This is a genomic window from Iamia sp. SCSIO 61187 (assembly GCF_019443745.1).
GTDB lineage: Bacteria > Actinomycetota > Acidimicrobiia > Acidimicrobiales > Iamiaceae > Iamia.
Genome location: NZ_CP050948.1, coordinates 4,161,229 through 4,184,026, shown reverse-complemented (window position 1 = coordinate 4,184,026; position 22,798 = coordinate 4,161,229). Strand labels below are relative to the sequence as shown.

General features: G+C 70.2%; 19 protein-coding genes, 2 tRNA genes and 2 pseudogenes. 15 read left to right on the top strand and 8 right to left on the bottom strand.

What is annotated here, in order from left to right:
• Nucleotides 1-54 precede the first annotated feature (54 nt).
• A tRNA-Gln gene (locus HC251_RS20140) sits at nucleotides 55-126 on the top strand.
• A gap of 61 nt (nucleotides 127-187) precedes the next feature.
• Nucleotides 188-260: transfer RNA gene (locus tag HC251_RS20135), tRNA-Glu, on the top strand.
• A 563-nt stretch (nucleotides 261-823) separates the two neighbouring features.
• Here the strand turns inward: HC251_RS20135 and HC251_RS20130 are convergent.
• Complete coding sequence (locus HC251_RS20130; RefSeq protein ID WP_219942388.1) at nucleotides 824-1,321, bottom strand: cyclic nucleotide-binding domain-containing protein; 498 nt, start codon at nucleotides 1,319-1,321, stop codon at nucleotides 824-826.
• Between the two features lie 50 nt (nucleotides 1,322-1,371).
• On the opposite strand from HC251_RS20130, the gene HC251_RS20125 reads away from it, so the two are divergent.
• Nucleotides 1,372-2,001, top strand: coding sequence for a TetR/AcrR family transcriptional regulator (locus HC251_RS20125; RefSeq protein WP_219942387.1), 630 nt, complete (start codon nucleotides 1,372-1,374; stop codon nucleotides 1,999-2,001).
• Between the two features lie 325 nt (nucleotides 2,002-2,326).
• On the opposite strand, the gene HC251_RS20120 is transcribed toward HC251_RS20125, so the two are convergent.
• Nucleotides 2,327-2,551, bottom strand: coding sequence for a helix-turn-helix domain-containing protein (locus HC251_RS20120; RefSeq protein ID WP_219942386.1), 225 nt, complete (start codon nucleotides 2,549-2,551; stop codon nucleotides 2,327-2,329).
• A complete protein-coding gene (locus HC251_RS20115; RefSeq protein WP_219942385.1) occupies nucleotides 2,551-3,621 on the bottom strand; it encodes a TIGR03617 family F420-dependent LLM class oxidoreductase in 1,071 nt (356 codons plus the stop codon). Before HC251_RS20115 ends, HC251_RS20120 begins: the two co-directional genes overlap by 1 nt.
• A gap of 218 nt (nucleotides 3,622-3,839) precedes the next feature.
• On the opposite strand from HC251_RS20115, the gene HC251_RS20110 reads away from it, so the two are divergent.
• Complete coding sequence (locus HC251_RS20110) at nucleotides 3,840-6,050, top strand: MMPL family transporter (RefSeq protein ID WP_219942384.1); 2,211 nt, start codon at nucleotides 3,840-3,842, stop codon at nucleotides 6,048-6,050.
• 329 nt (nucleotides 6,051-6,379) lie between these two features.
• Nucleotides 6,380-6,535 (top strand): annotated as a pseudogene (locus tag HC251_RS26425) (MBL fold metallo-hydrolase); the annotation flags it as partial.
• 189 nt (nucleotides 6,536-6,724) lie between these two features.
• Here the strand turns inward: HC251_RS26425 and HC251_RS20100 are convergent.
• Nucleotides 6,725-7,405, bottom strand: coding sequence for an alpha/beta fold hydrolase (locus HC251_RS20100; protein ID WP_219942383.1), 681 nt, complete (start codon nucleotides 7,403-7,405; stop codon nucleotides 6,725-6,727).
• A 345-nt stretch (nucleotides 7,406-7,750) separates the two neighbouring features.
• Between HC251_RS20100 and HC251_RS25805 the strand changes: the two genes are divergently transcribed.
• The 9 genes and pseudogenes from HC251_RS25805 (at nucleotide 7,751) to HC251_RS20055 (ending at nucleotide 18,312) form a co-directional block, all read left to right on the top strand.
• The gene (locus tag HC251_RS25805) at nucleotides 7,751-8,122 is read left to right on the top strand and encodes a Zn-ribbon domain-containing OB-fold protein (protein ID WP_255566758.1); all 372 of its coding nucleotides are present in this window, start codon (nucleotides 7,751-7,753) and stop codon (nucleotides 8,120-8,122) included.
• Nucleotides 8,123-8,184: 62 nt separating this feature from the next.
• Nucleotides 8,185-8,364 (top strand): annotated as a pseudogene (locus HC251_RS26420) (LLM class flavin-dependent oxidoreductase); the annotation flags it as partial.
• Nucleotides 8,276-9,067 carry an LLM class flavin-dependent oxidoreductase gene (locus HC251_RS20085; RefSeq protein WP_255566757.1) on the top strand — a complete coding sequence of 264 codons (792 nt, stop codon included), beginning with the start codon at nucleotides 8,276-8,278 and terminating at the stop codon, nucleotides 9,065-9,067. The pseudogene HC251_RS26420 and the gene HC251_RS20085, both read left to right, overlap by 89 nt.
• Nucleotides 9,068-9,662: 595 nt before the next feature.
• Nucleotides 9,663-11,645 carry an ABC transporter permease gene (locus HC251_RS20080; protein ID WP_219942380.1) on the top strand — a complete coding sequence of 661 codons (1,983 nt, stop codon included), beginning with the start codon at nucleotides 9,663-9,665 and terminating at the stop codon, nucleotides 11,643-11,645.
• 89 nt (nucleotides 11,646-11,734) lie between these two features.
• On the top strand, nucleotides 11,735-12,064 hold the full coding sequence (locus tag HC251_RS20075; protein WP_219942379.1) for a hypothetical protein: 330 nt from the start codon (nucleotides 11,735-11,737) through the stop codon (nucleotides 12,062-12,064).
• The gene (locus HC251_RS20070; RefSeq protein ID WP_219942378.1) at nucleotides 12,061-12,864 is read left to right on the top strand and encodes an ABC transporter ATP-binding protein; all 804 of its coding nucleotides are present in this window, start codon (nucleotides 12,061-12,063) and stop codon (nucleotides 12,862-12,864) included. Before HC251_RS20075 ends, HC251_RS20070 begins: the two co-directional genes overlap by 4 nt.
• Complete coding sequence (locus HC251_RS20065; protein ID WP_219942377.1) at nucleotides 12,861-13,661, top strand: ABC transporter ATP-binding protein; 801 nt, start codon at nucleotides 12,861-12,863, stop codon at nucleotides 13,659-13,661. The genes HC251_RS20070 and HC251_RS20065 overlap by 4 nt, the downstream gene beginning before the upstream one ends.
• Nucleotides 13,658-14,995: an ABC transporter substrate-binding protein gene (locus HC251_RS20060; protein ID WP_219942376.1), complete on the top strand. Its 1,338-nt coding sequence runs from the start codon at nucleotides 13,658-13,660 to the stop codon at nucleotides 14,993-14,995. Before HC251_RS20065 ends, HC251_RS20060 begins: the two co-directional genes overlap by 4 nt.
• 194 nt (nucleotides 14,996-15,189) lie before the next feature.
• On the top strand, nucleotides 15,190-18,312 hold the full coding sequence (locus HC251_RS20055; RefSeq protein ID WP_219942375.1) for a 3'-5' exonuclease: 3,123 nt from the start codon (nucleotides 15,190-15,192) through the stop codon (nucleotides 18,310-18,312).
• A 152-nt stretch (nucleotides 18,313-18,464) separates the two neighbouring features.
• Here the strand turns inward: HC251_RS20055 and HC251_RS20050 are convergent, their stop codons facing one another.
• The 3 genes from HC251_RS20050 to HC251_RS20040 all read right to left on the bottom strand — a co-directional run bounded on the left by HC251_RS20050 (nucleotide 18,465) and on the right by HC251_RS20040 (nucleotide 21,329).
• Nucleotides 18,465-19,133, bottom strand: a complete 669-nt coding sequence (locus tag HC251_RS20050) for a hypothetical protein (RefSeq protein ID WP_219942374.1) — start codon at nucleotides 19,131-19,133, stop codon at nucleotides 18,465-18,467.
• Nucleotides 19,134-19,512: 379 nt separating this feature from the next.
• The gene (locus HC251_RS20045; RefSeq protein ID WP_219942373.1) at nucleotides 19,513-20,541 is read right to left on the bottom strand and encodes a TIGR03617 family F420-dependent LLM class oxidoreductase; all 1,029 of its coding nucleotides are present in this window, start codon (nucleotides 20,539-20,541) and stop codon (nucleotides 19,513-19,515) included.
• 344 nt (nucleotides 20,542-20,885) lie between these two features.
• On the bottom strand, nucleotides 20,886-21,329 hold the full coding sequence (locus tag HC251_RS20040; RefSeq protein WP_219942372.1) for a PaaI family thioesterase: 444 nt from the start codon (nucleotides 21,327-21,329) through the stop codon (nucleotides 20,886-20,888).
• Between the two features lie 60 nt (nucleotides 21,330-21,389).
• Here HC251_RS20040 and HC251_RS20035 point away from each other — a divergent pair, with 60 nt between their 5' ends.
• Nucleotides 21,390-22,010 (top strand): TetR/AcrR family transcriptional regulator, encoded by a 621-nt coding sequence (locus HC251_RS20035; protein WP_219942371.1) that lies wholly within the window; start codon nucleotides 21,390-21,392, stop codon nucleotides 22,008-22,010.
• An 82-nt stretch (nucleotides 22,011-22,092) separates the two neighbouring features.
• Here the strand turns inward: HC251_RS20035 and HC251_RS20030 are convergent, their stop codons facing one another.
• Nucleotides 22,093-22,782: a PaaI family thioesterase gene (locus HC251_RS20030; protein WP_219942370.1), complete on the bottom strand. Its 690-nt coding sequence runs from the start codon at nucleotides 22,780-22,782 to the stop codon at nucleotides 22,093-22,095.
• Nucleotides 22,783-22,798: the final 16 nt, after the last annotated feature.

Here is a 22,798-nt window from a genome sequence, read left to right as displayed (position 1 = left end):
CGCAACGGGTGTGCACCGTCCGGAGGGGCTCGGGTAGGGTGACCGCTCCACCTTTCGGGGGTGGTGTAATCGGTAACACAGCTGGTTCTGGTCCAGTCGTTGGGGGTTCGAGTCCTCCCCCCCGAGCGGAATCGTGGCTCCCCACGATCACCACATAGGCTGCCGCCTCGGCGACAGCTGCACACAGGCCCCCATCGTCTAGCGGCCTAGGACACCACCCTCTCAAGGTGGCGGCACGGGTTCGAATCCCGTTGGGGGTGCTCAGCACCAAGCCCCTGGAAGGAGGCAGAAACGCCCTCCGACCAGGGGCTTTGTCGTTTCCGGGCTCCGCCGCCGCCGTCCATCCCGTGTCGGTCCGTTGCGTCCCGATCGGTCCCGTGGCGAGCCGTTTGTGTCCCATTTGTGTCCCGACCGGAAGTGTGCGGATCCCGGTTCATGGTGGACACGGTGGCTTGGGTGGGTCGGAGCCGCGGTCTGTCCGCGCTGGCGTATCGCTCGTCGCGCATCGTCGTGTCCGGAGGAGATTGCCCCCGGAGCTTGGAAGGCGGACCGTGGAGATGCGCCGGGCTCCCGATCGGAGCCGAGCAGGATCCTGACGGTGACTAGCCGGCAGCGCACCGATCCGCTGCCCGCTCGGACCTCGCGAAGCGCTGCTGTCCCGTCATGCCTGGTGACGCCGCCAGCCCGGAAGCGGAGGCGCTTGACTACACGTGGCGGGAGCGCGCCTGGGCGGTGGCAGATGGGCATCGTCGACGGGGTCGCGTGGCCGAGACACTGCGGCGAAGATCGTCATCACCACATCGCCCCGGGGGCTTCCCACCGATCAGCCGCCTGTCACCAACCTGACGGCCGAGTGCACGTCGTTCCGAGCCGGCGGGGTGTGCTGGCAGGGGACCGTCAACCACGGCTGGGAGGCGACGAACGATCGTCGTGCCATCTCGGTTCGCACCGCCGTACCGAAAGGGCCCGATCGTTCGACCGCCGCACGAAAGCGCCTGCCGTCGATGCGGAGTACGTCGCTTCTCTCGATGGCTTCTACAGTCGCCGATCGGGCTCGCCCGGTCAGAACGCCAACCTCGCCGAAGTGGGCACCGGCCGACAGGCAGGCGAGATGCGTACGTCGGGTCTCGACTCCAAGGGCGCCGCTCAGCAGGATGTAGGCGTCGTTGCTCGGATCGCCTTCGACGAGCACGAGCCCCCCGGCGGGCACAGCAAAGACTTCGCTTCCGATGAGGAGGCGACGTGCAGCGACCCGTGGCAGCCCGGCGATCAGCTGGCAACCTTCGAGGGCTGTCCGCGTCAGGTGGGTCATGATCATCATCTGCCCCTCACCCGAGCACCTGAAACGGTTTTACGAAAGTGTAGCATCGTATGACGCCCGCAGTCGCTGCGCACGATGAAGACGAGCCTCCGGGCGTCACCATGGCGGGGCTGCCCGATCGCCCCTCGGTCGCACTGGACCCCTTGCTGGACGCTGCGGCGGCATGCTTCGTGCGCCACGGCATCGCCCGCACGCGGGTGCCGGACATCGCGGCCGAGATGGGCGTCAGCCGGGTGACCGTGTACCGGCAGGCTGGTGGGATCGAGCAGATCCTCGGTCTGCTGATCGCTCGTGATCTGCAGCGCCTCCTTGACATGATCCCTTCCATCGACGGCAAGGAGGATGGTCCCGCTCTGGTCGTGCGGATCCTGAGCGGGCTGGTCAGCGAGGCGAGGTCCCATCCCGTGCTGCAGAAGGTGCTACGCGACGAACCAGCCGTGATCGGCCCGCTGCTTGCGACCGAGCTCCCAGAGATCATCGACCGGGCCGGGGCGGTGCTGTCGCCGGTGCTGGACCTACTCGCCTCGGAGGGTCAGATCGCTCACCGTGATGGTCGGGTCCTGTCGGGTTGGCTGGTGCGCATCGGCATCTCCCTCATCCTCGCTCCAGTCGAGGACGCAGAGAGCTTCTTGGCCGAGATCCTTCGCCCGGCGCTGGAGAAATCACCAGGATCAGCCTGATACGGTGTGGTCGAAGAGGCCAAGTGCGCAGCTCCAGCTAGGGCGTCGTTCCTCGGGTCATGACGGGGCGCGGCGAGCGCCTGGCTGTCATCGTGCCGAGGCACGGGGCGGCGTGGCAGGTCGGGGCCGAGCCGGTCTTTCAGCTTTGCCAATCGAGTCTTGAAGGGTCGAGCAGTCAGCTCGCGGATCGCTCCTTGTCATCGGATCAACGCGCCGAGCCTGCGACGCAGGCGAGAGCGCCGGGCCGACGGTGCGAGGAAGGCGGCCCAGCGCACCAGTGGAAGCAGACCGCCACCGGGACGTGCCAGTCCGGACTCGTGCCTGTTCAGTCAAGCCGTTGGGTCGTGAGCGTTGCTGGCCGGGCGGCCATCTGCGATCGACCTCGCGGGCCGCTCTCGGCCAGGAAGTCCATCACATCCGAACGGCGGAACCGGCGCTTTCGCCCCGGCTTGCAGTACTTGATCTTCCGGCAGTGGCACCAGTTGTCGAGGGTCCGAGGCGAGATGCCGAGCAGTTCGGCGACCTCGGAGGAGTCCATCCACTCGGTCATCAGCCCAAAGGGGACTCATGTACTGGTGATGAAGGCGCGGTGGTTCCGGCGCGCAGCGTCGTGGTGACGTCTCTCCAGCGTTCGAGCCATCCAGGGTCCTGGGCCCACGCCGCTGCCCCGAAGTAGTTGACGACGCGTGACGCGATGCCCCGGTAGCGGGACGCGATCGCTTCGGCGGCGGTCGACCATGTCGCTTGGATGGTGAACTCGCGCAGGACGTCGTCGTCGATGACGGCCGCCATGCGTGCGATGTCGCCCGTCTTCTGGTGGGTCCGAAGCTGCGGGGTGATGTCGTCACGACCGATCTGCTCGAAGATGAAGGCGTAGTTCGGGGTCGAGCCGTAGAAGGCGACCTGTATCCGGGCCATCTCGCGCCAGCGGTCCTGCTCAGCTTCGTCGTCGCCGATCACGATGAACGCAGGGACGATGACGTCGAGGTCCTCGATCGTGCGGCCGGCGCCCTCGGCTCCCGCGGTGAGGTTGGGGACGACCGTGTCGCGCAGGTAGGTCGAGGTGTTGAGCGGATGGACGTGGACCCCGTCGGCTACGCGTCCGGCGAGGCGCAACATCCACGGGTTGACGGCGGCGATGTCGATGGGCGGGTCCGGCACGTCGATCGGCCCGGGCGACCACATCTTCGGCAGGAGCGTCAGGTCGTAGAAGTCGCCGTGGTGGTCGAGCCCATCGTCGCCCCGGAAGGCGGCGAAGCACGCCCGCACGGCGCGGACGTAGTCCTCGAGGCGAGGGCCGGGGTGGTCGAAGTCCGTGCTGTAGCGCCGCTCGATGTGTGCTCGGACTTGGGTGCCCAGCCCCAGCCGGAAGCGCCCTCGGCTCGCGTCGGCGAGCTCCCAGGCGGTGGAGGCGGTGACCATCGGACTGCGAGGGAAGGCGACTGCGATCCCCGTCAGGATGTCGACGTCGGCGGCGAGCGCCGCAGCCGCGCACGACAGGTACGCCGTACGCCCGGCTTCGGTGATGACGAGGCCGTCATGCCCCGACGCCTCCGCAGCTGACGCGAGCGCCTGCACGCCGCGGAGACCGATTCCGCCTGTCATCAGGTCGAGCTTCATGGTCGCTCCTCGCATTGGCCAGATCGGGCGCCTGGCCGGTGGCCGGGCGACTGGCGAGGGTCTACCATCCTGGACGTGTCGTCTAAAACTGTTGTTGAAACCCTCGGTGTGGACGAAGCGGACGAGACGGCGTTCGAGATCCTCGAGGGTGATCGTCAGCGGTCGACCGACGTCACGCGCGCTATGACCTCAGCCTGATGGATCGCTCGAGTAGCGGCATGAGCTCGCTGTACCGGCTCGGCCGGTTTGCCGCCACCCACCCCTGGCGCGTGATCACTGCATGGCTGGCTGGCGTCGCCGTGATCGCCGCTCTGTCAATTGCGTTCGGGAAGCCCACCACGGACAACATCGAGGTGCCCGGCACCCCCTCCCAGCAGGCACTCGACCAGCTCGAGCAGCGCTTCCCCGCTCAGGCTGGGGGACGGGCCATCGCCGTGTTCGCCACCACGAACGGACAGGTCACCGACGCCGCCAACCAGGCCGCCATCGCCGAGACCCTCTCACAGGTCGAAGCCCTAGACCACGTCCGCCAGGTCATCGACCCGTTCGGGCCTGCCGCACCAGTACTTCAGTCCCCTGACGGCACCGTCGCCTACGCCCAGATCGTCTACGACGTCGGCGCCCGTTCGGTGCCCAAGGACCAGGTCGAAGCGCTGTTCGAGACCGCCGCCCCCGCACGAGCCGCAGGCATCGAGGTCGGCTACGGCGGCCAGGTCGTCGAACGGACCGACCCGGAACAAGCTCGGACGTCGGAGATCATCGGGCTAGTCGTTGCGATCGCAACGCTGCTCATTGCGTTCGGTTCCGTGATCGCCATGCTCGCGCCCCTCCTTGGCGCGATCATCGGGGTCGTCGTCGGGGTGTTGCTCATCGGGCTCCTCGCCAACGGCATGGACGTCATTTCGGTCGCCCCTGTGATGGCATCGATGATCGGGCTCGCCGTCGGCATCGATTACGCGCTGTTCGTCGTCACCCGCCATCGACAGCACCTCGCCCACGGCCACGATCCCTGCCATTCGGTCGGCATGGCCATCCACTCCGCCGGCCGCTCGGTCGTCTTCGCCGGGGTTACGGTCATGATCTCGATGCTCGGCCTCACCCTGGTCGGCATCCCGCTCATCGCCAGCATGGGCGTGTCAGTTGCGATCACCGTCGCCGTCGCCGTGCTGGTAGCGATCACCCTCCTGCCGGCCACGCTCGGCCTCGTCGGCACCAACATCGACCGGCTCCGCACCCCCTTCGTGAAGGTCCGGGCCGAGATCGACCCCGACTCCACGACTGCGTGGAGTGCGAGATGGGCACGGGCCGTCACCGCTCGACCATGGGCGGCGCTCGCCGTCGGCCTTCCCTTCCTCCTTGTGCTGGCCATACCTGCGTTCAGCCTGCACACCGGGTGGCCCGACGCCCGCAATCGGCCGGAGGGGTCACCCCCTCGTGTCGCCTTCGACCTGCTCACCAGGGGTTTCGGAGTCGGCGCCAACGCACCGCTGCTCGTCGTCATCGACCTCACCGACGCCGAACCCGGCGCAGCCGGGACAGTAAGCGAACGACTGGGGCGACTTCCTGAGGTCCAGCAGGTCACGCCCCCGCTTCCCAACGACGACGGCACCAGCGCCATCGTGCAGGTCATCCCCTCCAGCGGCCCCGAGGACGAGGCCACCGCCGATCTGGTGCGGACCATCCGAGGCCAGACCGCCCTCGAAGAGCAGGCAGGGGCACAGATCGAGGTAACCGGCGCGACCGCCTTCTACATCGACATCTCCGGACGTCTCAACGATCGGCTCCCCCTCTTCATCGCGGCCGTCGTTCTACTCAGCTTCGTGCTGCTCACGGCCGTGTTCAGAGCCCCGGTCGTCGCGGCCAAAGCCGCGGCGATGAACCTCTTGGGCATCGCCGCCTCCTACGGCGTGATCGTCGCCGTGTTCCAGTGGGGGTGGGCGAAGGACCTCATCGGGCTCGAGCAAACCGTGCCCATCATCTCGTTTCTGCCGATGGCCCTGTTCGCAGTGCTCTTCGGCCTCTCGATGGACTACGAGGTCTTCATACTCTCGCGCGTTCGAGAAGCATGGCTGGCCGATGGCGACAACACGAAGGCGATCGTGCACGGCCTGTCGGCTAGCGCCCGCGTCATCACCGCCGCAGCGGCCATCATGTTCGCCGTGTTCGCGAGCTTCGTCGCCGGGGACAGCACCGAGATCAAGATGTTCGGGGTGGGTCTCGCCGTCGCTGTCCTGCTCGACGCCACCATCATCCGACTGCTGCTCGTGCCGGCCACGATGAGCGTCCTCGGCGACGCCAACTGGTGGATCCCGGGCTGGCTCGACCGTGTCCTACCCGATCTCGCGATCGAGGGCACCGACGCCACGAAGACTTCGACCCCCCCGCTCGACGACGGCCCAGACCGGCCCGCTTGGGAGCCCGGTCCATGAACCTCGACGAAACCGCCGAACAAGCTCGCCGCCCGAGCCGACCTCGCGGCGGCGATGCAGGAAGCTCGGCCGTGGCCTGGTGGGTCATCACGTCGACATCGCAACCGCAACCCAGCTCGCCAAGACCGCCCGGCGGTACACCGCAACCGTGACCCACGGGCAAGCACCGGACCGGGCCGCCGAGGTGCTCGCCAGCCCCGCGTAACGGCCGTACTCGGTGGCCACCGGGCGATCATCGCGCAGCGCCGAGCTGCCGACCCCGTTCCCAGTCGGCACCGTCAACTGCTACCTGCTGCTCGGGCCGACCCCAGCCGTGGTCGACCCCGGGGATGACGTGGCACGACAGCACTGCCCAGGCGGAGGCGTTGCTCGCCGAGGCGGGCATCACGATCACCGACGTCCACGCTGTCATGGTGACCCGCGGCCACCCGGACCACCTCGGCGCTGCGGGCTGGCTGGCCGATGCCGCCGATGCGCCGGACGTGTGCGGTCGCGCCGAGCCAACGAAGCTTGGCTGCGAGTTCGGACGCCTGCGGGACCCGGATCTCACGAAGATCCTCGGTTTCCCCGAGTCGTTGCGCGCTGACCTCTTGGTCTTCTACCGCTGTAGCCGTTCGCAGCCGAGGGAGCGGCAGGTCCTCATGCTGTCGTGCCACGTGACGAGCCCGGGCCGGTCATGTCGAGCTTCGCACCTGATCGAGCAGCACGCCGACGGCTTGCGCGACCTCCGGGGTGTGCGTCCGGTGGGGGAAGTGGCCGGCACCGGCGACGACAAGCAAGGTGGCATCGGGCATGACTCTCGCCATGAGCTCAGCACCCCGGTGGTACGCACGATCCTCGCGACCGACGACGACGAGGGTCGGCGCCGTGATCGAAGCCAGCCGCTCGATGACCAGCCCGTCGGGCTGCTCGGCCAGACCCACTGCCTGAGGGGCCACGCCCCGCTTGGCCGCGTAGGCGCTGATGCGTTCGTTCCACGCCGCGCGCTTGTCGGGGTCCCGGAACCCGGGACCGGTGGCGATGAGCACGAGCCCCGCCACCCCGCCCGGCGCGAGCGCCGCCCGGCACAACGAGAGGTAGCCCCCGAGGCTGTGGCCGATCAGGGTCACCGGCCGCTGGCCTGCGGCGTCGATCGCACGTCCGAGTCCGGCCAGCCCGGTGGCGCGCGTCGATCGGTGTCTCCCCAGGGGTGAGTGGCCGTGGCCGGGCAGATCCCACGTCACCACCCTGTGCACTTGGCCGACCTCGGCGATGAGGGCGTCGAAGGTGGTGGAATCGTCGGCGAAGCCGTGGGTGAAGACGACCCCGGGACCATCGCCCCGGTCGAAGAGGTGCAGATCGCCGGTGACGTCCACAGGCGTCGGGGCCGAGCCGACCTGGCGCGCTGCGTTCGACATGTCGTGTATCTTGTCGCTCGGCCCACGACACGACCAAGCCCGACGTCCGGGCGACCGGGAAGGGAGACCCGTGGGATTCTCGGGTACCACCGCCATCGTCGGTGTCGGCGAGACGGACTACGTGCGCAGCACCGACCGCCACGTGTGCGACCTGATCCTCGATGCCGTCGTGGAGGCGATCGGCGACGCAGGGCTTCGGCCGGGCCGACAGATGGCATCGTCCCCCCACCGGGGTTCGTCAGCACCGAGGTGCTGGCGGCCCACCTCGGCGTGCCCGACGTAGCCTACTCGGCGTCGGTCCTGATGGGAGGGGGCGTCGCCCACTGCCGCCCTCTGAAGCGCGGCCGGGCGTGTGGCCTCTGGCGCCAGCCGCCCCGACGCTTCTGCTCCGATGGTGCCTCGGACGACGCACGTTTCGAGGCCGTATCAGGCGAGGGCCGGGTCATCAGCCTCGCCGTGAGCGATCGAAGCCTCCACCCGGGGTGGGCAGAGTCGATCGCCTTCGCCGCGTCGGTAGTTGAGCTCGAGGAGGGCCTGCGGGTCGTCGCCGCAACCGAGCTCGACCCCTGCGCCATCGCCGTCGGGCTCCGGGTCGAGCGCCGTGGCGACGACTTCGCCCTCGTCTGGGCGCGGCCGGGCGCCTCAGATGCCCAGGCCCCGGCGGGACGGAGCTGAGCGTGGGTTCGGTCAAGGTCGGGACGATCCCACCCCTCTCCTTCGGAGCCGGAGACGAGACGATGCGCGACGAGTTGGACCAACTCGCTGAGGCCGGCGTCGACCATCTCGTCGTCGGTGACCACGTCAGCTTCTTCGGTGGCTTCGGGATCGATGGTCTCGTCCACGCCACGGCTCTGGCGATGCTCGTCCCGGCCCTGCCGATCCACATCAGCGTCTACCTGCTGGTGCTGCGCCACCCAGTCGTGGTGGCGCGCCAGCTCTCGACCCTCGCATCCCTGGCCCCGGGCCGATTTGGTCTTCGGAGTCGGCATCGGCGGCGAGGACCGCAACGAGGTGGCGTCGTGTGGAGTGGACCCCGCTACCCGCGGCCGGCGGATGGACGACTCGATGACCGTGCTTCGAGGTCTCCTCGGTGGAGAGGCCGTGACCCATCGTGGGGACTTCTTCACCGTCGAGGGGACGAAGGTGCTCCCCTGCCCGGCCGAGCCGATCCCGATCGTCGTCGGTGGACGCTCGTCGGCGGCGGTGCGGCGGGCCGGGCGGCTCGGGGACGGCTGGCTCGGCATCTGGGTCTCTCCGGAGCGGTTCGCCGCCGCCGTGGACCAGGTGGCCGACGAAGCCGACGCAGCGGGCCGAGCGAGGAGCGACTGGCACCACGGGATGACCGTGTGGTGTGGGTTCGGCCAGGACCGGGCCGAGGGCGAACGCGTCGTGGCCCGGGCGATGGAGGGCATCTACGGCGTCCCGTTCTCGACCTTCGCCCGCTACGTCCCTTCCGGCACACCTGCGGAGGTGGCCGGCGCTCTCCGCCCCTACGTCGAGGCGGGCTGCCGCACCTTCAACCTCCTCGCCCAGAGCGCCGACCGGTCCACCATCGCGGGCGCTGTCGGCGAGGTCCGGCGCCTCCTCGATGACGGGTCCCGGTACGGTCAGGCCGGATGACCGACGCACCGGTTGGTCGAGGCATGGCGGCGGCTCGAGGCATCGCCTCTCTCGCATCTGCGTGGGACATGTGCCGTCGCTTGTCGATTCGGGCCAGACGAGGAGTGGGTTCGAGCGATCCTGCGCTCTCACGACCCTCTCCGAGTGGCCGAGCGAATCGCGCTGCTCGACCACCTCGCTGGAGGCCGGGTGCGGTTCGGAGTAAGGGCGGCGGCTGGCCCTCCGTGAGTACGAGGGCTTCGGCATACCGATGGACGAGTCCCGCCCGCGCTTCGACGAGGCCGCTCACATGGTCGTCGAGGCCTTGGCGACTGGGACAACTTCAAGGAGGCCAAGGGGTACGAGTCCCACGGGAACGCCGTCGACCTGCTGAAGGCGATCGGTCTGGAGCAGAAGTGTGAGATGTACCTCGGGGTCAATGCCTGGGGACGCCCAATCAGATCCTCTGACCGTTCGGCTGTGACGAGCTCTATGACGCGCGGCGAAGCGTCGCTCACCGAGAGTGCCCGACGTCACGATCGGCATTGCACGAGACATGAGATTGACTCTATCTTGTGCGTCTTCTCGCCTGGAGACCCCACGACCTGGACGTGCGATGTTCGAACTTGAGCCAATCGCGATCGGACTGTTCACGGGCGGCGCGTACTCCCTGATCGCCGTGAGCATCACGCTGATGTTCCGCTCGACGGGCGTGCTCTCGTTCGCCCACGCGTCGTTCGCCGCGGTGGGCGCCTTCGTCTACGTCGACCTCGCCGGCGAGGTGGGGGAGACGGGATGGCCCAAGCCACTGGCCGCGCTGGCGGCCATCGTCGTCTCCACCGCCTACGGTCTGGTGGTCGAACGGTTGGCCATCCGCCCGGTACGAGGCGCCCCGCCCGCCACCCGTCTCATCGCCACGCTCGCGGTCCTCACTCTGACGACGTCGGCCCTGTTGTGGCGATACGGCTTCGAACCGCGGTCCGCCCCGCTGCTCCTGGCGGACGAGACCGTGGGCATCGGAGATGCCAGGTTCGGCTACCAACAGGTGGCCGTCCTCGTCACGGCGGCGGTCAGCGCCGCCGCCTTGGCGGTGTTCCTCTACCGGACCCGCTTCGGGACGGCGGTGCGCGCCACCGCCACCGACAGCGAGGCCGCCCGTCTCTGTGGCGTCGCACCGGTCCGGATCGCTCAGTTCAACTGGGGGTTGGCTGCGTTTCTCGCATCCACGGCGGGAGTGCTCGTTGCCCCGCTGCAGCTCCTCAGCGTCGGCACCTTCCCGCTCCTGCTGGCCAAGTCCCTCGCTGGCGCGCTGCTGGGCGGGCTCGGATCGATCGGGCTCGCCTTCGTCGGGGGGCTCTCCGTCGGCGTGCTGGAGAGCGTGACGGTCACGCGATCGTCGACACCCGGGGGGCCCGAGCTGGCGACGATGGCGTTCGTCGTGGCCATCCTCGTCTTGCGACGACGGTGGGTGGTCGGCGCCCGACCCGAGCCCGTCGCCCGTCCCCCCGGGCGCCTCACCGTGCCGGCGGGCCTCGTCTCCTGGTGGCACACTGCTGCCGCCCCGATCGCCGCCGCGGGTGCGGTCATCGCCGTCGCCGTCCCGGCCAACTCGTCGTACTGGGCCTTCGTCGGAGGTCGGGCCGTCTTCTTCGCCATCGAGGTGCTCAGCATCGTCATCATCACCGGCTGGGGCGGGCAGGTGAGCCTCATGCAGGGCGCGTACGTCGGCATCGGCGCGTTCGGCACCGCCTACCTCGTCGACGATCGGGGCTTCGGGCTCGCCGCCGCCTTGCTGGTGTCCGCCTTGGCGGGCACCGCCATGGGCGCCATCGCCGGTCTCCCGGCGCTGAGGTTGGGTGGCCTGCAGTTCGCGGTGGCCTCCCTCGTCTTCTCGGGCGCCGCCGCCGCCTGGCTCTTCGAATGGCGCGAGCTGCCCGGCTCCCTCCCCCGGGGTGACCTCCTCGGCATCGACCTCTCCAGCGACATCGCCGTCTACTTCGTGATGCTGGGCGTCGCCCTCGTGCTCTTCGGCGTGGCCGGCAACGTCCGTCGATCGACCCACGGGAGCCTCCTGCTCGCCGCCCGCGACGACCCCGACACCGTGACCAGCTTCGGCGCGAGCGCCGGTCGGACCCGCATGGGCGCCTTCCTCCTGGCGTCGTTCACGGCGACGCTCGGCGGCGGCCTCTACGCCGTGCTGGTGTCCGGGATCAACCCCCGCGACTTCTCGCTGCTGCTCTCTCTGTCGCTGCTCGTCTACACCGTCGTCGGCGGCCTCCGCTCCCTCGGCGGGCCCATCCTGGCCGCGTTGGCCTTCGGGCTGGTGCCCCAGCTCCTCCAGGTGCGCGCCGGGAGCAGCGCCAGCGCCGTGCCGGACATCGTCGCCGGTGCCGCCGTGATCTTGTTGGTGGCGGTCCGGCCCGCCGGACTGGCGTCGATGTTCCACCTCGGGGGGGCGGCGGAGGTGCGAGACGACCGACGAGTCGAAGCCGGAAGGATCGCGCGCGCCCGTCTGGCTCGTATCACCCCCCCAACCCCTGCGGCCGTCGCGGCGTTCGCCGCGCACCGACGCCCCGTGCGCCCAGAGAGGCTCCCATGACCAGCGACACCCTTCAGGATCATCCTCTCTCTCGCGGTGAGGTGCGAGACAAGGACGATGTCGCGCCCCGTCCCCGGCGGCGTGGCTCGTTGCCCTGGGCGCTGGTCGCGATCGGCGCCGCCCTGCTCTTCGTGGGCTACTGGGGAGCGTCCGACTCCACCGATCCCGGACGCCAGCTCCCCTACCTCGCCTCAGGTACCGCACCCGGCCTCAGCCTGGTCCTCTGCGGGGCCGCGCTGCTGATCAGGACCGAGCACGAGAAGGACCGAGCCGAGGTCCGCCACCTCCAGGCCCGCTTCGACGCTCTCCTGGGCTGGCTGGAGTCCGGCCCGACGGCCGAGCCATCCGGTCCCCCGCCGTCGGAGGTCCCGTTGGGCAAGGATCTCGACGCACCGGCTGGGAGCGTGGGTCCCAGGTGACCGCCCCTGCCTCGGAGTCCACGGCCGGGGCGCCGCTCCTCGCCGTGCGTGATGTCACCGTGCGCTTCGGGGGCCTGGTCGCCAACGACGGGGTGTCACTCGCCGTCGCCGCCGGCCACGTCGCCGCGCTGGTCGGGCCCAACGGAGCCGGCAAGACCACGCTGTTCAACGTCATCGCCGGCACGGTGCGCCCCACCAGCGGCCAGGTCCTCCTCGACGGGACCGACCTGACGGCCCTGGGAACCCGGCGGCGGGCCCGCCTGGGATTGGGCCGGACGTTCCAGAACCTGTCGCTGGTGGCCGACCTCAGCGCGCTCGACAACGTCGCGGTCGGCCTCGGCCGGTTCCGGTGCACAGGCCTGCCGGGCGCGTTGCTCCAGACGCGCCGAGCGCGACGCGAAGACCGGGAGATCCGCGAGCTGGCCCGGGCCGCCCTCGGCTTCGTGGGGCTGGCCGGCGTCGCGCACCGTCCCGCCGGGGAGCTGCCCTATGGCGATCGGCGGCGCGTGGAGCTGGCCCGAGCCCTTGCCCTCGGTCCTCGTCTCATGCTGCTCGACGAGCCTTCGGCCGGCATGGGAGCCGGTGAGACGGCCACGCTGGCCGACATCGTGCGCCGAGCGTGCTCCGAGCTCGGCGTGACGGTGCTGCTGGTCGAGCACGACATGTCGGTGGTGCGGTCGTTGGCCCAGGAGACGACGGTGCTCGACCTCGGTCGGGTGCTGACCAGCGGCCCCACCGACGCAGTCCTGGCCGACCCACAGGTTGCCGCCGCGTACCTCGGTGCAGGGACCTTGGCATGACGGGCGTGCCGGCCGACACACCCCGGGACGCCATCACCGACCCGCCCGGCGCGGTCGACACCGTGGACGACCTGCTCCTGGTGGAGGGGCTTCGCGCCGGCTTCGGTGAGGTCCAGGTGGTGCGCGACCTCGACCTGCGTGTCGGACGCGGCGAGATGGTGGCCATCCTCGGCCGCAACGGCGCCGGGAAGACGACGAGCCTGCGCACGTTGGCGGGCACCGTCGCCAGCCAGGGCGGGACCGTGCAGCTGGCCGGCCGTGACGTCACCGGTCTGGGCCCCGAGCGTCGGGTCCGGCTCGGACTGATCCTGGTGCCCGAGGGTCGCCACCTCTTCGCGGATCTCACCGTCCAGGAGAACCTGGCCATGGGCGGGTACCACCGACGCCTGCGGCGCCGCGTGCTCGCCGACGAGATCGAGCGAGTGACCGAGTCGCTCCCACGGGTGCGCGAGCGCCTCGACCAGCGTGCCGGCACCCTCTCCGGCGGCGAGCAGCAGATGGTCGCGGTGGCGCGGGGCCTGCTGGCGGACCCGAGCCTCCTGCTCATCGACGAACCGTCGCTGGGACTGGCTCCCATCATGGTCGAGGCGATCTACGAGGTGCTTCAGCGCCTGATGACCTCGGGGCTGACCATCGTCGTCGTCGAGCAGTACGCCGATGTGGCCCTCGCCGCCGCCGACCGTTGCGTGGTCATCGAGAACGGCACGAGCGTGCTGTCGGGCCCGGCCGAAGAGATCGCCGCATCACGAGAGCTCGTCGATGCGTACCTGTCCACCCCCGAAGGAGCTGACCGATGAAGAAGACCCATCCGTTGCGTGCGGTTCTCGTCGTCGCCGTGCTGGTGATGTCGGCCTGTGGCGCCCGCAACGTGTCCGACCCCCCCCAGGCCGCGGGCGGGGGTTCGACGGACGGGCCCGGCGCCGAGGGACCTTCGGACCCGGGGGTCACCGACACCACGATCCGTCTCGGGGCCAGCATCACTCTCTCGGGACCGACCGGCTTCCTCGGTGACGAGGTCGTCGGGGCCATCCGGGCCTACTTCGAGATGATCAACGAGGCCGGAGGCGTGAACGGTCGCCAGCTCGAGCTCATCACCTACGACGACCGGGCCGATGCCTCGCAGCTCCTTGCCAACTTCAGACGGTTGGTGGAACAGGACGAGGTGATCGCTCTCATCACCGGCTTCGCCGATGGTGCTATCGACTACCTGACCGAGAGGGAGATCCCGACCCTGGTGTTCGGTGTCTCACCGAAGGCCTTCTCATCTCGCTACCCGACCATCTACCCGGTCGTCGGCAACGCCCTCCTGTGGACCCAGGAGACCATCGCCGGGCTCGATGACCAGGGCATCCTCGAGGAAGACATGAAGGTGGCCGTGATGTACGACAACACCTTCATCGACATCAGCTCCTACGTGCCCTTCATCGAGGAGTCGTGGGAGAACGCGGGCGCCGAGGTGGTCACGACGGACCCATACTCCCTCGAGTCCGGCAGCTGTGACAGCCTCCTGGCGAAGGTGCGAGAGCTCGACGTCGACTGGTGGGACTTCCAGTCGGCGGCCTTCTTCTTGTGCGTGCAGGCCGCCGAGCGCCAGGGGTGGAAGCCGGACATCGGCTGGGGCGGTTGGCCGGCCAGCGTCCCCGAGATCGCGACGATCGCCGGTCCATCGATCGACGGCGTCTGGGGTGGGTCCAACGGAGACCAGCCGACCACCGGTGCACCCCGGGAGCTGACTTCCGCCCACGAGGAGTACATCGAGGCGGTCAGGGCCGTTGCCCCTGAGCTGGCCGTTCCGGGACACCTCGAGTCGCCGGCCATGTTGGGCTACTGGGCCGGCGCGAAGCTGTTGGTCGCCGCCCTCGAGGAGCAGGGGGATCAGATCACCAGAGACGGCCTCAACGAGTGGATCCAAGGGGTCGAGGACTTCGAGGTCGGGGTCACCCCTCCGATCATCTCCATGGCCCCGGACTGCAAGACGGGCTCGGAGCAGGTGTGGATCGGGCCCTGGGAGTTCGACGAGGAGACCCAGACGGCCAGCAGGACGCCGGCGACCGACTACTTCAGCAGCCCGCAGAAGGAGGAGTTCGGCGGGACGTGCTTCCTGACGCAGATCTCGGACGACCTGGAATGAGGGCTGGGACGGCCGTGGGGGGTGCTGCGCGGGACCCCGCTCGGCGGCGCCCGCCCCGCCCTCAGGCCGAGGTGAGTTCGGCAGCAAGATGTCCCAGGTGGGTCTTAGAATAAGCCCCCTTGGGCGGAACAGGCTCGGGCCGCCGTCGGTTCGTCGAGGTAGCGAGGTGCCTTGAGCACCCGGAGAGCCATGTCGTGGCGAGAGGGACCCGCCAGAGCGCCAAGGGCCAGCAGCGCCGCTACCAGTGCACGCCGGCGGTAGGAGCCCCGCACCGGTTCACGGTCACCGTCGTCGCCGACCAGGCGGTGCTCGCAGCGCGCTGGACGCCGCCGCCGGCGTGTCCGGCCCACCCGGGGTCGAAGGTCGTGCGGGCGGGGACCTACGCCACCTCGACGGCGAAGCGGCGCCAGCGGTACCGCTGCACCCCGGCCGACGGCACCAAGTTCCACGTGTTCACGCCGGTGCTCCCCCGGGACCACGTGCACGAAGGGGCCGAGCAGTGCGAGGCGTGCGAGGAGGTTCGTGGGGTCCACCGGGGCGACACCGCGGTGGCCCGACGGCACACCTGGTCGACCCGGGTCGTCGTCCGGGGCCTCGAGCTCATGGCGGGCGGCATGTCCTACGCCGAGACGGGCCGGTGGGCCCACCGGGTCACGGGCACCTCCCGGACCCAGACCTCCTCGAGCGCCGGACCGGAGCCTGAGGAGGATCCGTTCGCCCCGATCGCCCCGACGCCGACGCCGAGGAAGACGAGCGCCGCAGCGAAGGCGGCCCGGAACGCCTGGCACATCGGGGCCGACTGGGTGGAGGCGTTCTCGCCGGTCATCTACGACCCGATCGACGCCCGGCTCCGGGACGCCGCCTGCGTCGAGCGGGCCCGGCTCGACGAGCAGTGGGCGAACGGGGAGGTCCTCGAGCAGCCGCAGGTCGTCCTCGTCGACGACGTACCGGTCTACGGCGCCGAGATCGGCCAGAAGACCAAGCGGCGGGACGCCGGCTTCTACGCCCTCGCCCTGGCCGAGACGGCCTGGGGCCCCGTGGGGCCGGCGGCGCGGCTGCGCCTGGTGCGGGCCATGGCGAAGTCGAACACGCCGGCGTGGCGGCTCCTGTTCGACGAGCTCGGCTACGCCCCGGACTTCGTCGTCGCCGACGCCGGGACCGGGATCATCGCTGCGGTCGAGAGGCACTTCGATCCGGCCCGCACGAAGTTCATCCCGTCGATGTGGCACCTCGGCCAGCGCATCGAGCTCGCCCTCGCCGGCACCGCCGGCGCCAAGGCTGTCATCGGCCACGGCCCCCAGTTGATCCCGCCGATCGCCGAGCACATGCGCAAGCTCCACCACGGCTCTGCGGCCCTCACCGACGCCGCCTCCTGGTCGGCGTGGTGGGACGAGCTCGAAGCCGCCGTCGTCGCCCGGAAGCTGCCGCTCGACAAGATCGGCACGCAGCGCCGCAACAACGAGGCCCGCTTCGCAGCGGTGATCGACGACCTCAACCGGTACCCGCTCGTGCCCGTGTCGACCGGCGGCCTCGAGACCCTGATCGCCAAGCACGTGAAGCCCCTGATGGCGATGCGCCGCACAGCGTTCGCCAACCTCGAGCGCACGAACCTCCTGTTCGACCTGACCGTTGCCGCCCACCACGGCGCCTTCGACCACCCCGAGGAGGTCGCAGCCCTGCTCCGGGCCAACGCGGCCAGCAGCGACGCAGCTGCGGTGGCCGCCTTGTGGGCCGGGGTCCGCCTGGCCGTCGTCGACGTCGAGACCGTCACCGACGGCAACGAGCTGCGGGTCGTGTCCGTCGGCGTCGTGACCGCCCGGGCCGGCCTCGTCCGAGGGAAGTGGCAGACCCTCGTCGACCCCGACATGGCCGTCGACGCCGGCTCCGCCCAGTTCCACCGTCTGACCGAGGAGCACCTTCACGGCGAACCGAGCTTCGCTGCGATCGCCGACAACCTGCGGGGTGCGCTCACCGCCGCCGACGACGAGCAGCTCGTGTTCGTCGCCCACAACGTCGGCTTCGACGCCGGGGTCCTGCGGGCCGAGTACCAGCGCATCGGCCAGCAGCTCCCCGAGCTCCCGATCCTCGACACCGGCGGCCGGCTCGCCCAGACGGTCGGCGTCAAGCCCACCGGCGGCAGCCTCGCCGCCCTCGCCGACGCACTCGGGCTGACCAACGACCGACCCCACGACGCCCTCGCCGATGCGCTCGTCTGCGCCGAGGCAGCCGTCGAGCTCCTCAACACCGCCGCCCGCCACGGCGAACGGGACTTCACCGCCCTGCTCACAGCGGTCTCCGGGACCACGACGACCCTCACCGTCAAGGCCGTCACCGCCTCCCAGCTGCTCCGACGGGTCCGCTCCAAGGTGCTCCCACCGGAGCACGTCGCCGGCCACGCCGTGATCCTGTCGGCCCGGGCCGGGCCGAACATGCTGGCCGAGTGGCGCACCGCGGTCGGCGAGTGCGCCACCCTCCGTTGCCGCAACCTCGACGACCGGGTCGCCAACGCCAGACCGCCAGCACCCGTGCTCATCGCCGAGCTCGAAGCCGTCCTCGCCGACCGCTGCACCGCCGGCGACACACCCGGGGCCGCCACGGTCCTCGGCGCTCTGCTCCCGCTCTTGCCGGACCTGCCGCCCATGCCGTCCGGGCGGCTCGCTGACCGCCGGGCGTTCATCGCCTGGGCCCACCACTGGCTCCCCCTCCTGGCCCCGTTGGGCCGCTGCGGGGACAGCGACCGGTGCCCGACCTGCCGGGGCCGCGAGCCGTGCCCGCTCGACACGTGGGCTGACACGATCGGCCCTGCCGCCCTCTCCGACCCCGCCCAGACGGCGAAGGGGTTCCTCGGGGTCACCGGCAAGCGGGCGATGGTCGGCGTGTTCACCACCTGGACCGCCGACGGGCTCACCCCGGTCGCAGATGCGGCCCTGTGGGCCTGCGTCGGGCACTGGCGGGCGATCGGCCTACCCGAGCACGCCGACCAGGTCGTCCGGGCCGCCTGGAGCCTCGGGTGCCGGCACCCCGACGTCGCCGACGCCTACGCCGGCCAGCTCGCAGCCGCCGGCCGTACCACCGACCTACGTGCCGCCCTGGCCGTCTGCGAGGCAGCCATGCGCACCCAGAACGGCAGCAGCCACGACGGCTGGACCCGCCTCCACGGCCGCACCCAACAGCTCGCCGGCCGGCTCGAACGCCGACGGGTCCGCCCCTCAGGCCTCTTCGACGAGGACGGCAACCCGATCCCGGTCCGACGCCACCACCCCCAGAACCCTCAGCGCGTCAGGCCACCACGGTTCCGCAGGACCGAGGCTGGCTGAGCGAGGCTCCAGCCCCGCAGGCCCTCGTTGGCCTCACGTCAGCACTGGCCTTGCCAGGCTCAGGTGCCCGGGAGGAGCCGTTCGAGCTGCGCCTTCAGGCCGTCTGCATTCCCCACACGAACAGCAGGCGCGCCCATGATCCGACAGCGAGGTCAAGCGGGAGGGAGCGCTTCCATCTCGGCCGCGCGTCGCAGGTCCTTGGGGCGGCCGACAGCTCGCCGCATGGTGATCAGGTCGTTGCGACGCAGGTAGCGCACGCACCACCCCTCGGGTGTCGTGACGACGCGGGCCCGCTGGGCGAAGGTCGCCACGTCGAGCTCGCCCCAGGGCAGGGCTGGCGTGCAGCAGTCGCCACTGGCGCAGTCGGTGGCGAACTGCACCTTGGCCAGGGCGAAGGCGGCTTCGTCGCACGCAACCGGCTTGTCGTCGTCGTCCACCAGCGACGCGTCGACGGCGGCAAAGGCCATGGCGAGAGCCGCCCGTTGCTCGGCCCGTCCGTCCCACAGGAGGTCGAGATCGCCGGTTAGTTCGGTGCTTCCGTGAAGGATCCCGGCGATCTGACCCATCACGACAACCACCGCGCCGGCCTCGTCGAGAGCGCGCAGCAGAGGGCGGGGGTCGAACCCGATGGCATCGTCGGTCGCAACGGTGCCCACCACGTCATCGCAGTCGCCGTGGGTCGTGCCGGTGCGCTGTCGCCCGGTCGTCTCGGCGGCGAGACGCGCCACGGCGGCGTCGAGCCGCTTGATCGGGTCTGCCATCCCGCCAGTGTGGCCGGTCAACGGATCTCGAGGCGGCGAGGCTGGCGTCACGATGGACACGGCAAGCGCACCGCTTTGGTAGGGGCGAGACGTGGCGAAGCCATGGCTGCCAGGGTGCCGGCTCGGCTGGCCCGTGCACTGACCGACGGCGGTTGCCGGCGCTGACGGTCGACCGGGTGTGCTCCGACGACTCGGCCGAGTTGATGGCCGAGGGCACGCTTCCGGGGGGGCACCCGAGGCGCGCCTGGTGAACAACGTCTACCAAGAACCCAGCCGCCGAAGAAGAGATCCTGCGCCCGGACCGCAGAGACGGATCGAACGCCCGTACGCCATCCACCCTCCGTCGGGAGCGGGGCGGGAACCTCGGGAGATCTCGAGGGTCCGAGCCGGTCGCGAGGGTGGGGTTTCTAAGACCCATCAGGTCATCTTGCTGCCGAACTCAGGCCGAGGCGAGGGCTCCGGTGACGTCGCCCCACCGTCGGAGCTCCTGGGGATCTTCGGTCCACGCGATGGCCCCGAAGTAGCTCACGACGCGGGTGGCGATGCCGGAGTAGCGGTCGGTGATGGCATCCGCGATCGTGGCCCAGGTGCCCTCGACGGTGAAGTGGCCGAGGATGTCGTCGGTGATGACGGCGGCCATGCCGGCGAGGTCGCCGGCCTTCTGACGTTCGCGGAGCGCGGGGGTGGTGCCCGGGTGGCCGAGCTGTTCGAAGATGAACGCGTAGTTCGGGGTGGATCCGTAGAAGGCGACCTGCATGCGGGCGAGCTCTCGCCATCGAGCGCGGTCGGAGTCGGCGTTGCCGACGACGACGAAGGCGGGGACGATGATCTCGAGGTCGCCCGGCTCGCGCCCGGCCTGCGCGGCTCCGGCGGCGAGCTCGGGAACGACCGTCTCGGCCAGGTAGGTGGGGGTGTTGAGGGGGTGGATGTGGACGCCGTCGGCGTGGTGGCCGGCGACCCGGAGCATCCACGGGTTGACCGCGGCGAGGTCGATCGGCGGGTCGGGGGCGTCGATGGGCCCGGGTGACCACATGGCGGGCAGCAGCGAGAGGTCGTAGTGGGGGCCGTGGTGGTCGAGGGGGGCGCCGGTGCGGAAAGCGTCGAAGCAGGCTCGAACGGCGAGGAGGTAGTCGCGCATGCGGGGACCGGGTGGGTCGAAGGCGCTGCCGTAGCGGCGTTCGATGTGGGCACGGACCTGCGTGCCGAGGCCGAGCCGGAACCGACCGTCGCTGGCGTCGGCCAGCTCCCACGCGACCTGGGCAGTGACCATGGGGCTGCGGGGGAAGGCCACGGCGACGCCGGTGAGGATGTCGATGTCGGCGGCGAGGGCGGCCGCGGCGCAGGACAGGTAGGCGGTGCGCCCGCCCTCGGTGATGACCAGGCCGGCGAATCCCGCGTCGCGAGCATGGCGGGCCAGCTCCTGGACGGACCGGAGGGGCAGCCCCCCGGTCATGAGATCGAGCTTCACGGCCGCTGGTGACCCGGTCGGGACCGAGAGCCCGCCAACGTGAGACGGCCGGGGACGAGCGGGTGGACCGGCACTTCGGCGCGGACGACGCCATGGGTCGGACGGCCCCCGACACCGAGGGCGTACAAGATGACATCGGTCTCGTTCCGGGTCGCAGCAGCCGGAGCGAGCTCGAGTCCGACGAGGTCGGGGGAGAGGGGACGTGGCATTGCGGCGCAGTCTGCCCGCGACGTCCCACCGCTGCAACACGTCCGTGATCCCATGTCTCATGCAGGTCCACGGGGGCCACCTCCGGGCCAGAGGTGGGAAGCGGCTGGGAACCCGCCTGATCGCCGCGGTCCGCCTCAGCGGGGGTCCACGATGGTCAGCGTCGCCTGGGCCGCGGCCAACACGCGCCTCGCCTCGTCCTGGCGGTACAGCTCGCAGCGGACCACGGCGGAGCGGCGGGTCAGGGCCACCACGGTCGCCTCGGCGTCGACCGACTCGGCCTTCAGCGGTGCGATGTAGTTCACCTTGATCTCGGTCGTCGCCGCCCACTGGCCCCGCTCCATGAGCGGGTAGACGACGACGCCTGTCACGTGGTCAACGATCGCTGCGGTCACGCCACCATGGGCGTTGCCGAACGGAGTGAGCAGCGACGGGTCGATCGTCGCGGTGCAGAACAGCCGGCCAGGCTCGAAACGGACGTGCTCGATGCCGAGGTACTCCGGGAGACCTCCGGCGGCGTCGCTCGCCTTCAGCATGGCATCGGCGATGGACTGGTCGAATCGCTCAAGGAAGCCGGACATGAAACAGAGGCTAGCCGGCGTCTCACAATGGTCGGGCCGCCGCTGCCGTACACTCGTGAGATGGCCCGATCAGCGATCACCTCTTGGCGCAGCGACGCACCCGCCTCGATCGACGAGGCCCGGAACCGGCTGATCGACGCCGCCGAAGCGTGCTTCTCTCGCTTCGGCGTGAACAAGACGACCCTGGACGACATCGCCAACACGGCAGGCGTGTCTCGCGCGACCGTGTACCGCTACTTCGACGGAGGGCGGGACGAGATCATCCTCGCCGTCGTCCTGCGAGAAGCGCGCGCCTTCCTCGACTCGCTCAGACGGCGCGTCCAGCGTGAGCCCGACCTCACCGACGCCATCGTGGAAGGTGTGCTCTACACGGTGGCCTCGGTGCGGAAGAACGACAACCTGGCACTGCTGTTCGCGCCCGAGGTCGCCGGACAGACGACGGCGATCGCGGGAGCGTCGACCGCGCTGTTCGAGCTCGCCACCGACTTCCTCAGACCAATATTCACGGCCGCCGGGGTCGACGACCGCCTGCGTCCCGGCGTGGAGGCCGAGGACGCCGCCGAGTACGTGTTGCGCATCATCTTGTCGATGCTCTCCGTCAGCGGTCCCAAGGCTCGCTCCCAGGCCAAGGAGCGGGCATTCGTGCGGACCTACTGTGCCGGCGCCATCCTCGCCGACTGAACCTGGATCCACCGATGAGGTGAGCGGGCCGAGGGGTTGCGCGTCCGCGGAGAGGTGACTCGCACGCTGAGACGATGGCGGCTCAGTACTGGTGGAACCGGTCGAGGTCGACGGTGATGAACAACGAGGTGGCCCGCACGAAGACAGCACCTTGGGCGGTACCGACGCAGTTGATGCTCAGCTTCCTACCATCACGCCGGTCGAGTCTAGCCCGGAACTCGAGCGGTTGACCGACGGGGCACGGCGCCTCGTAGCGGAGGGACAGCTCACCGGTGAAGGCCATCTCTCCGATGAGTGGGAGCAGCCCGCCGATCGTCTCGTCGACGCACGCGGCCACGACGCCTCCGTGGCCGCGCCCGGGCGCGCCCTCCCACCCAGGCCGCAGCGTCACGATCCCGACGGCCTCATCGGCCTCCCGGCGGATCTTGAGCCCCATCGCGAGGGGGTTGGCGGACCCAGAGACCGGCGAGTCGCTGAACATGTCGATGAATGCCCCGTCCTCCACGACGTCGCCGAGCGGCCGAGCCTCCAGGATCGCTTGCACGAAGCGCGGGCTCTCCGAGATCTCACCGGACCGGGAGCGGCGGGGCTCGCGCTCGATGTCCTGCGCAAGCTCGTCGGCGGCCACGGCGATCCGTCGAAGGACGGCGGGGCTGGCGCGATGGCTGACGAGCGCGTGGCTGAGACGGTTCATGGCTGCCGCCGCGCCGACCCGTGCGGGCAGGTCGGCGTGGGCATCGGTCCCGGGGGTCCCTGTCCGGTCCTCGTCCATCGAGACACTCTGCCGC

Excerpts from the sequence above, each read along its gene's own strand:
- HC251_RS20125 (WP_219942387.1), top strand. The coding sequence starts at position 1,372 with ATGACGCCCGCAGTCGCTGCGCACGATGAAGACGAGCCTCCGGGCGTC.
- HC251_RS20060 (WP_219942376.1), top strand. The coding sequence starts at position 13,658 with ATGAAGAAGACCCATCCGTTGCGTGCGGTTCTCGTCGTCGCCGTGCTG.
- HC251_RS20035 (WP_219942371.1), top strand. The coding sequence starts at position 21,390 with ATGGCCCGATCAGCGATCACCTCTTGGCGCAGCGACGCACCCGCCTCG.
- HC251_RS20115 (WP_219942385.1), bottom strand. The coding sequence starts at position 3,621 with ATGAAGCTCGACCTGATGACAGGCGGAATCGGTCTCCGCGGCGTGCAG.
- HC251_RS20065 (WP_219942377.1), top strand. The coding sequence starts at position 12,861 with ATGACGGGCGTGCCGGCCGACACACCCCGGGACGCCATCACCGACCCG.
- HC251_RS20040 (WP_219942372.1), bottom strand. The coding sequence starts at position 21,329 with ATGTCCGGCTTCCTTGAGCGATTCGACCAGTCCATCGCCGATGCCATG.
- HC251_RS20120 (WP_219942386.1), bottom strand. The coding sequence starts at position 2,551 with ATGACCGAGTGGATGGACTCCTCCGAGGTCGCCGAACTGCTCGGCATC.
- HC251_RS20085 (WP_255566757.1), top strand. The coding sequence starts at position 8,276 with ATGGTCTCGTCCACGCCACGGCTCTGGCGATGCTCGTCCCGGCCCTGC.
- HC251_RS20130 (WP_219942388.1), bottom strand. The coding sequence starts at position 1,321 with ATGATGATCATGACCCACCTGACGCGGACAGCCCTCGAAGGTTGCCAG.
- HC251_RS20030 (WP_219942370.1), bottom strand. The coding sequence starts at position 22,782 with ATGGACGAGGACCGGACAGGGACCCCCGGGACCGATGCCCACGCCGAC.
- HC251_RS20080 (WP_219942380.1), top strand. The coding sequence starts at position 9,663 with ATGTTCGAACTTGAGCCAATCGCGATCGGACTGTTCACGGGCGGCGCG.
- HC251_RS20110 (WP_219942384.1), top strand. The coding sequence starts at position 3,840 with ATGAGCTCGCTGTACCGGCTCGGCCGGTTTGCCGCCACCCACCCCTGG.
- HC251_RS25805 (WP_255566758.1), top strand. The coding sequence starts at position 7,751 with ATGGGAGGGGGCGTCGCCCACTGCCGCCCTCTGAAGCGCGGCCGGGCG.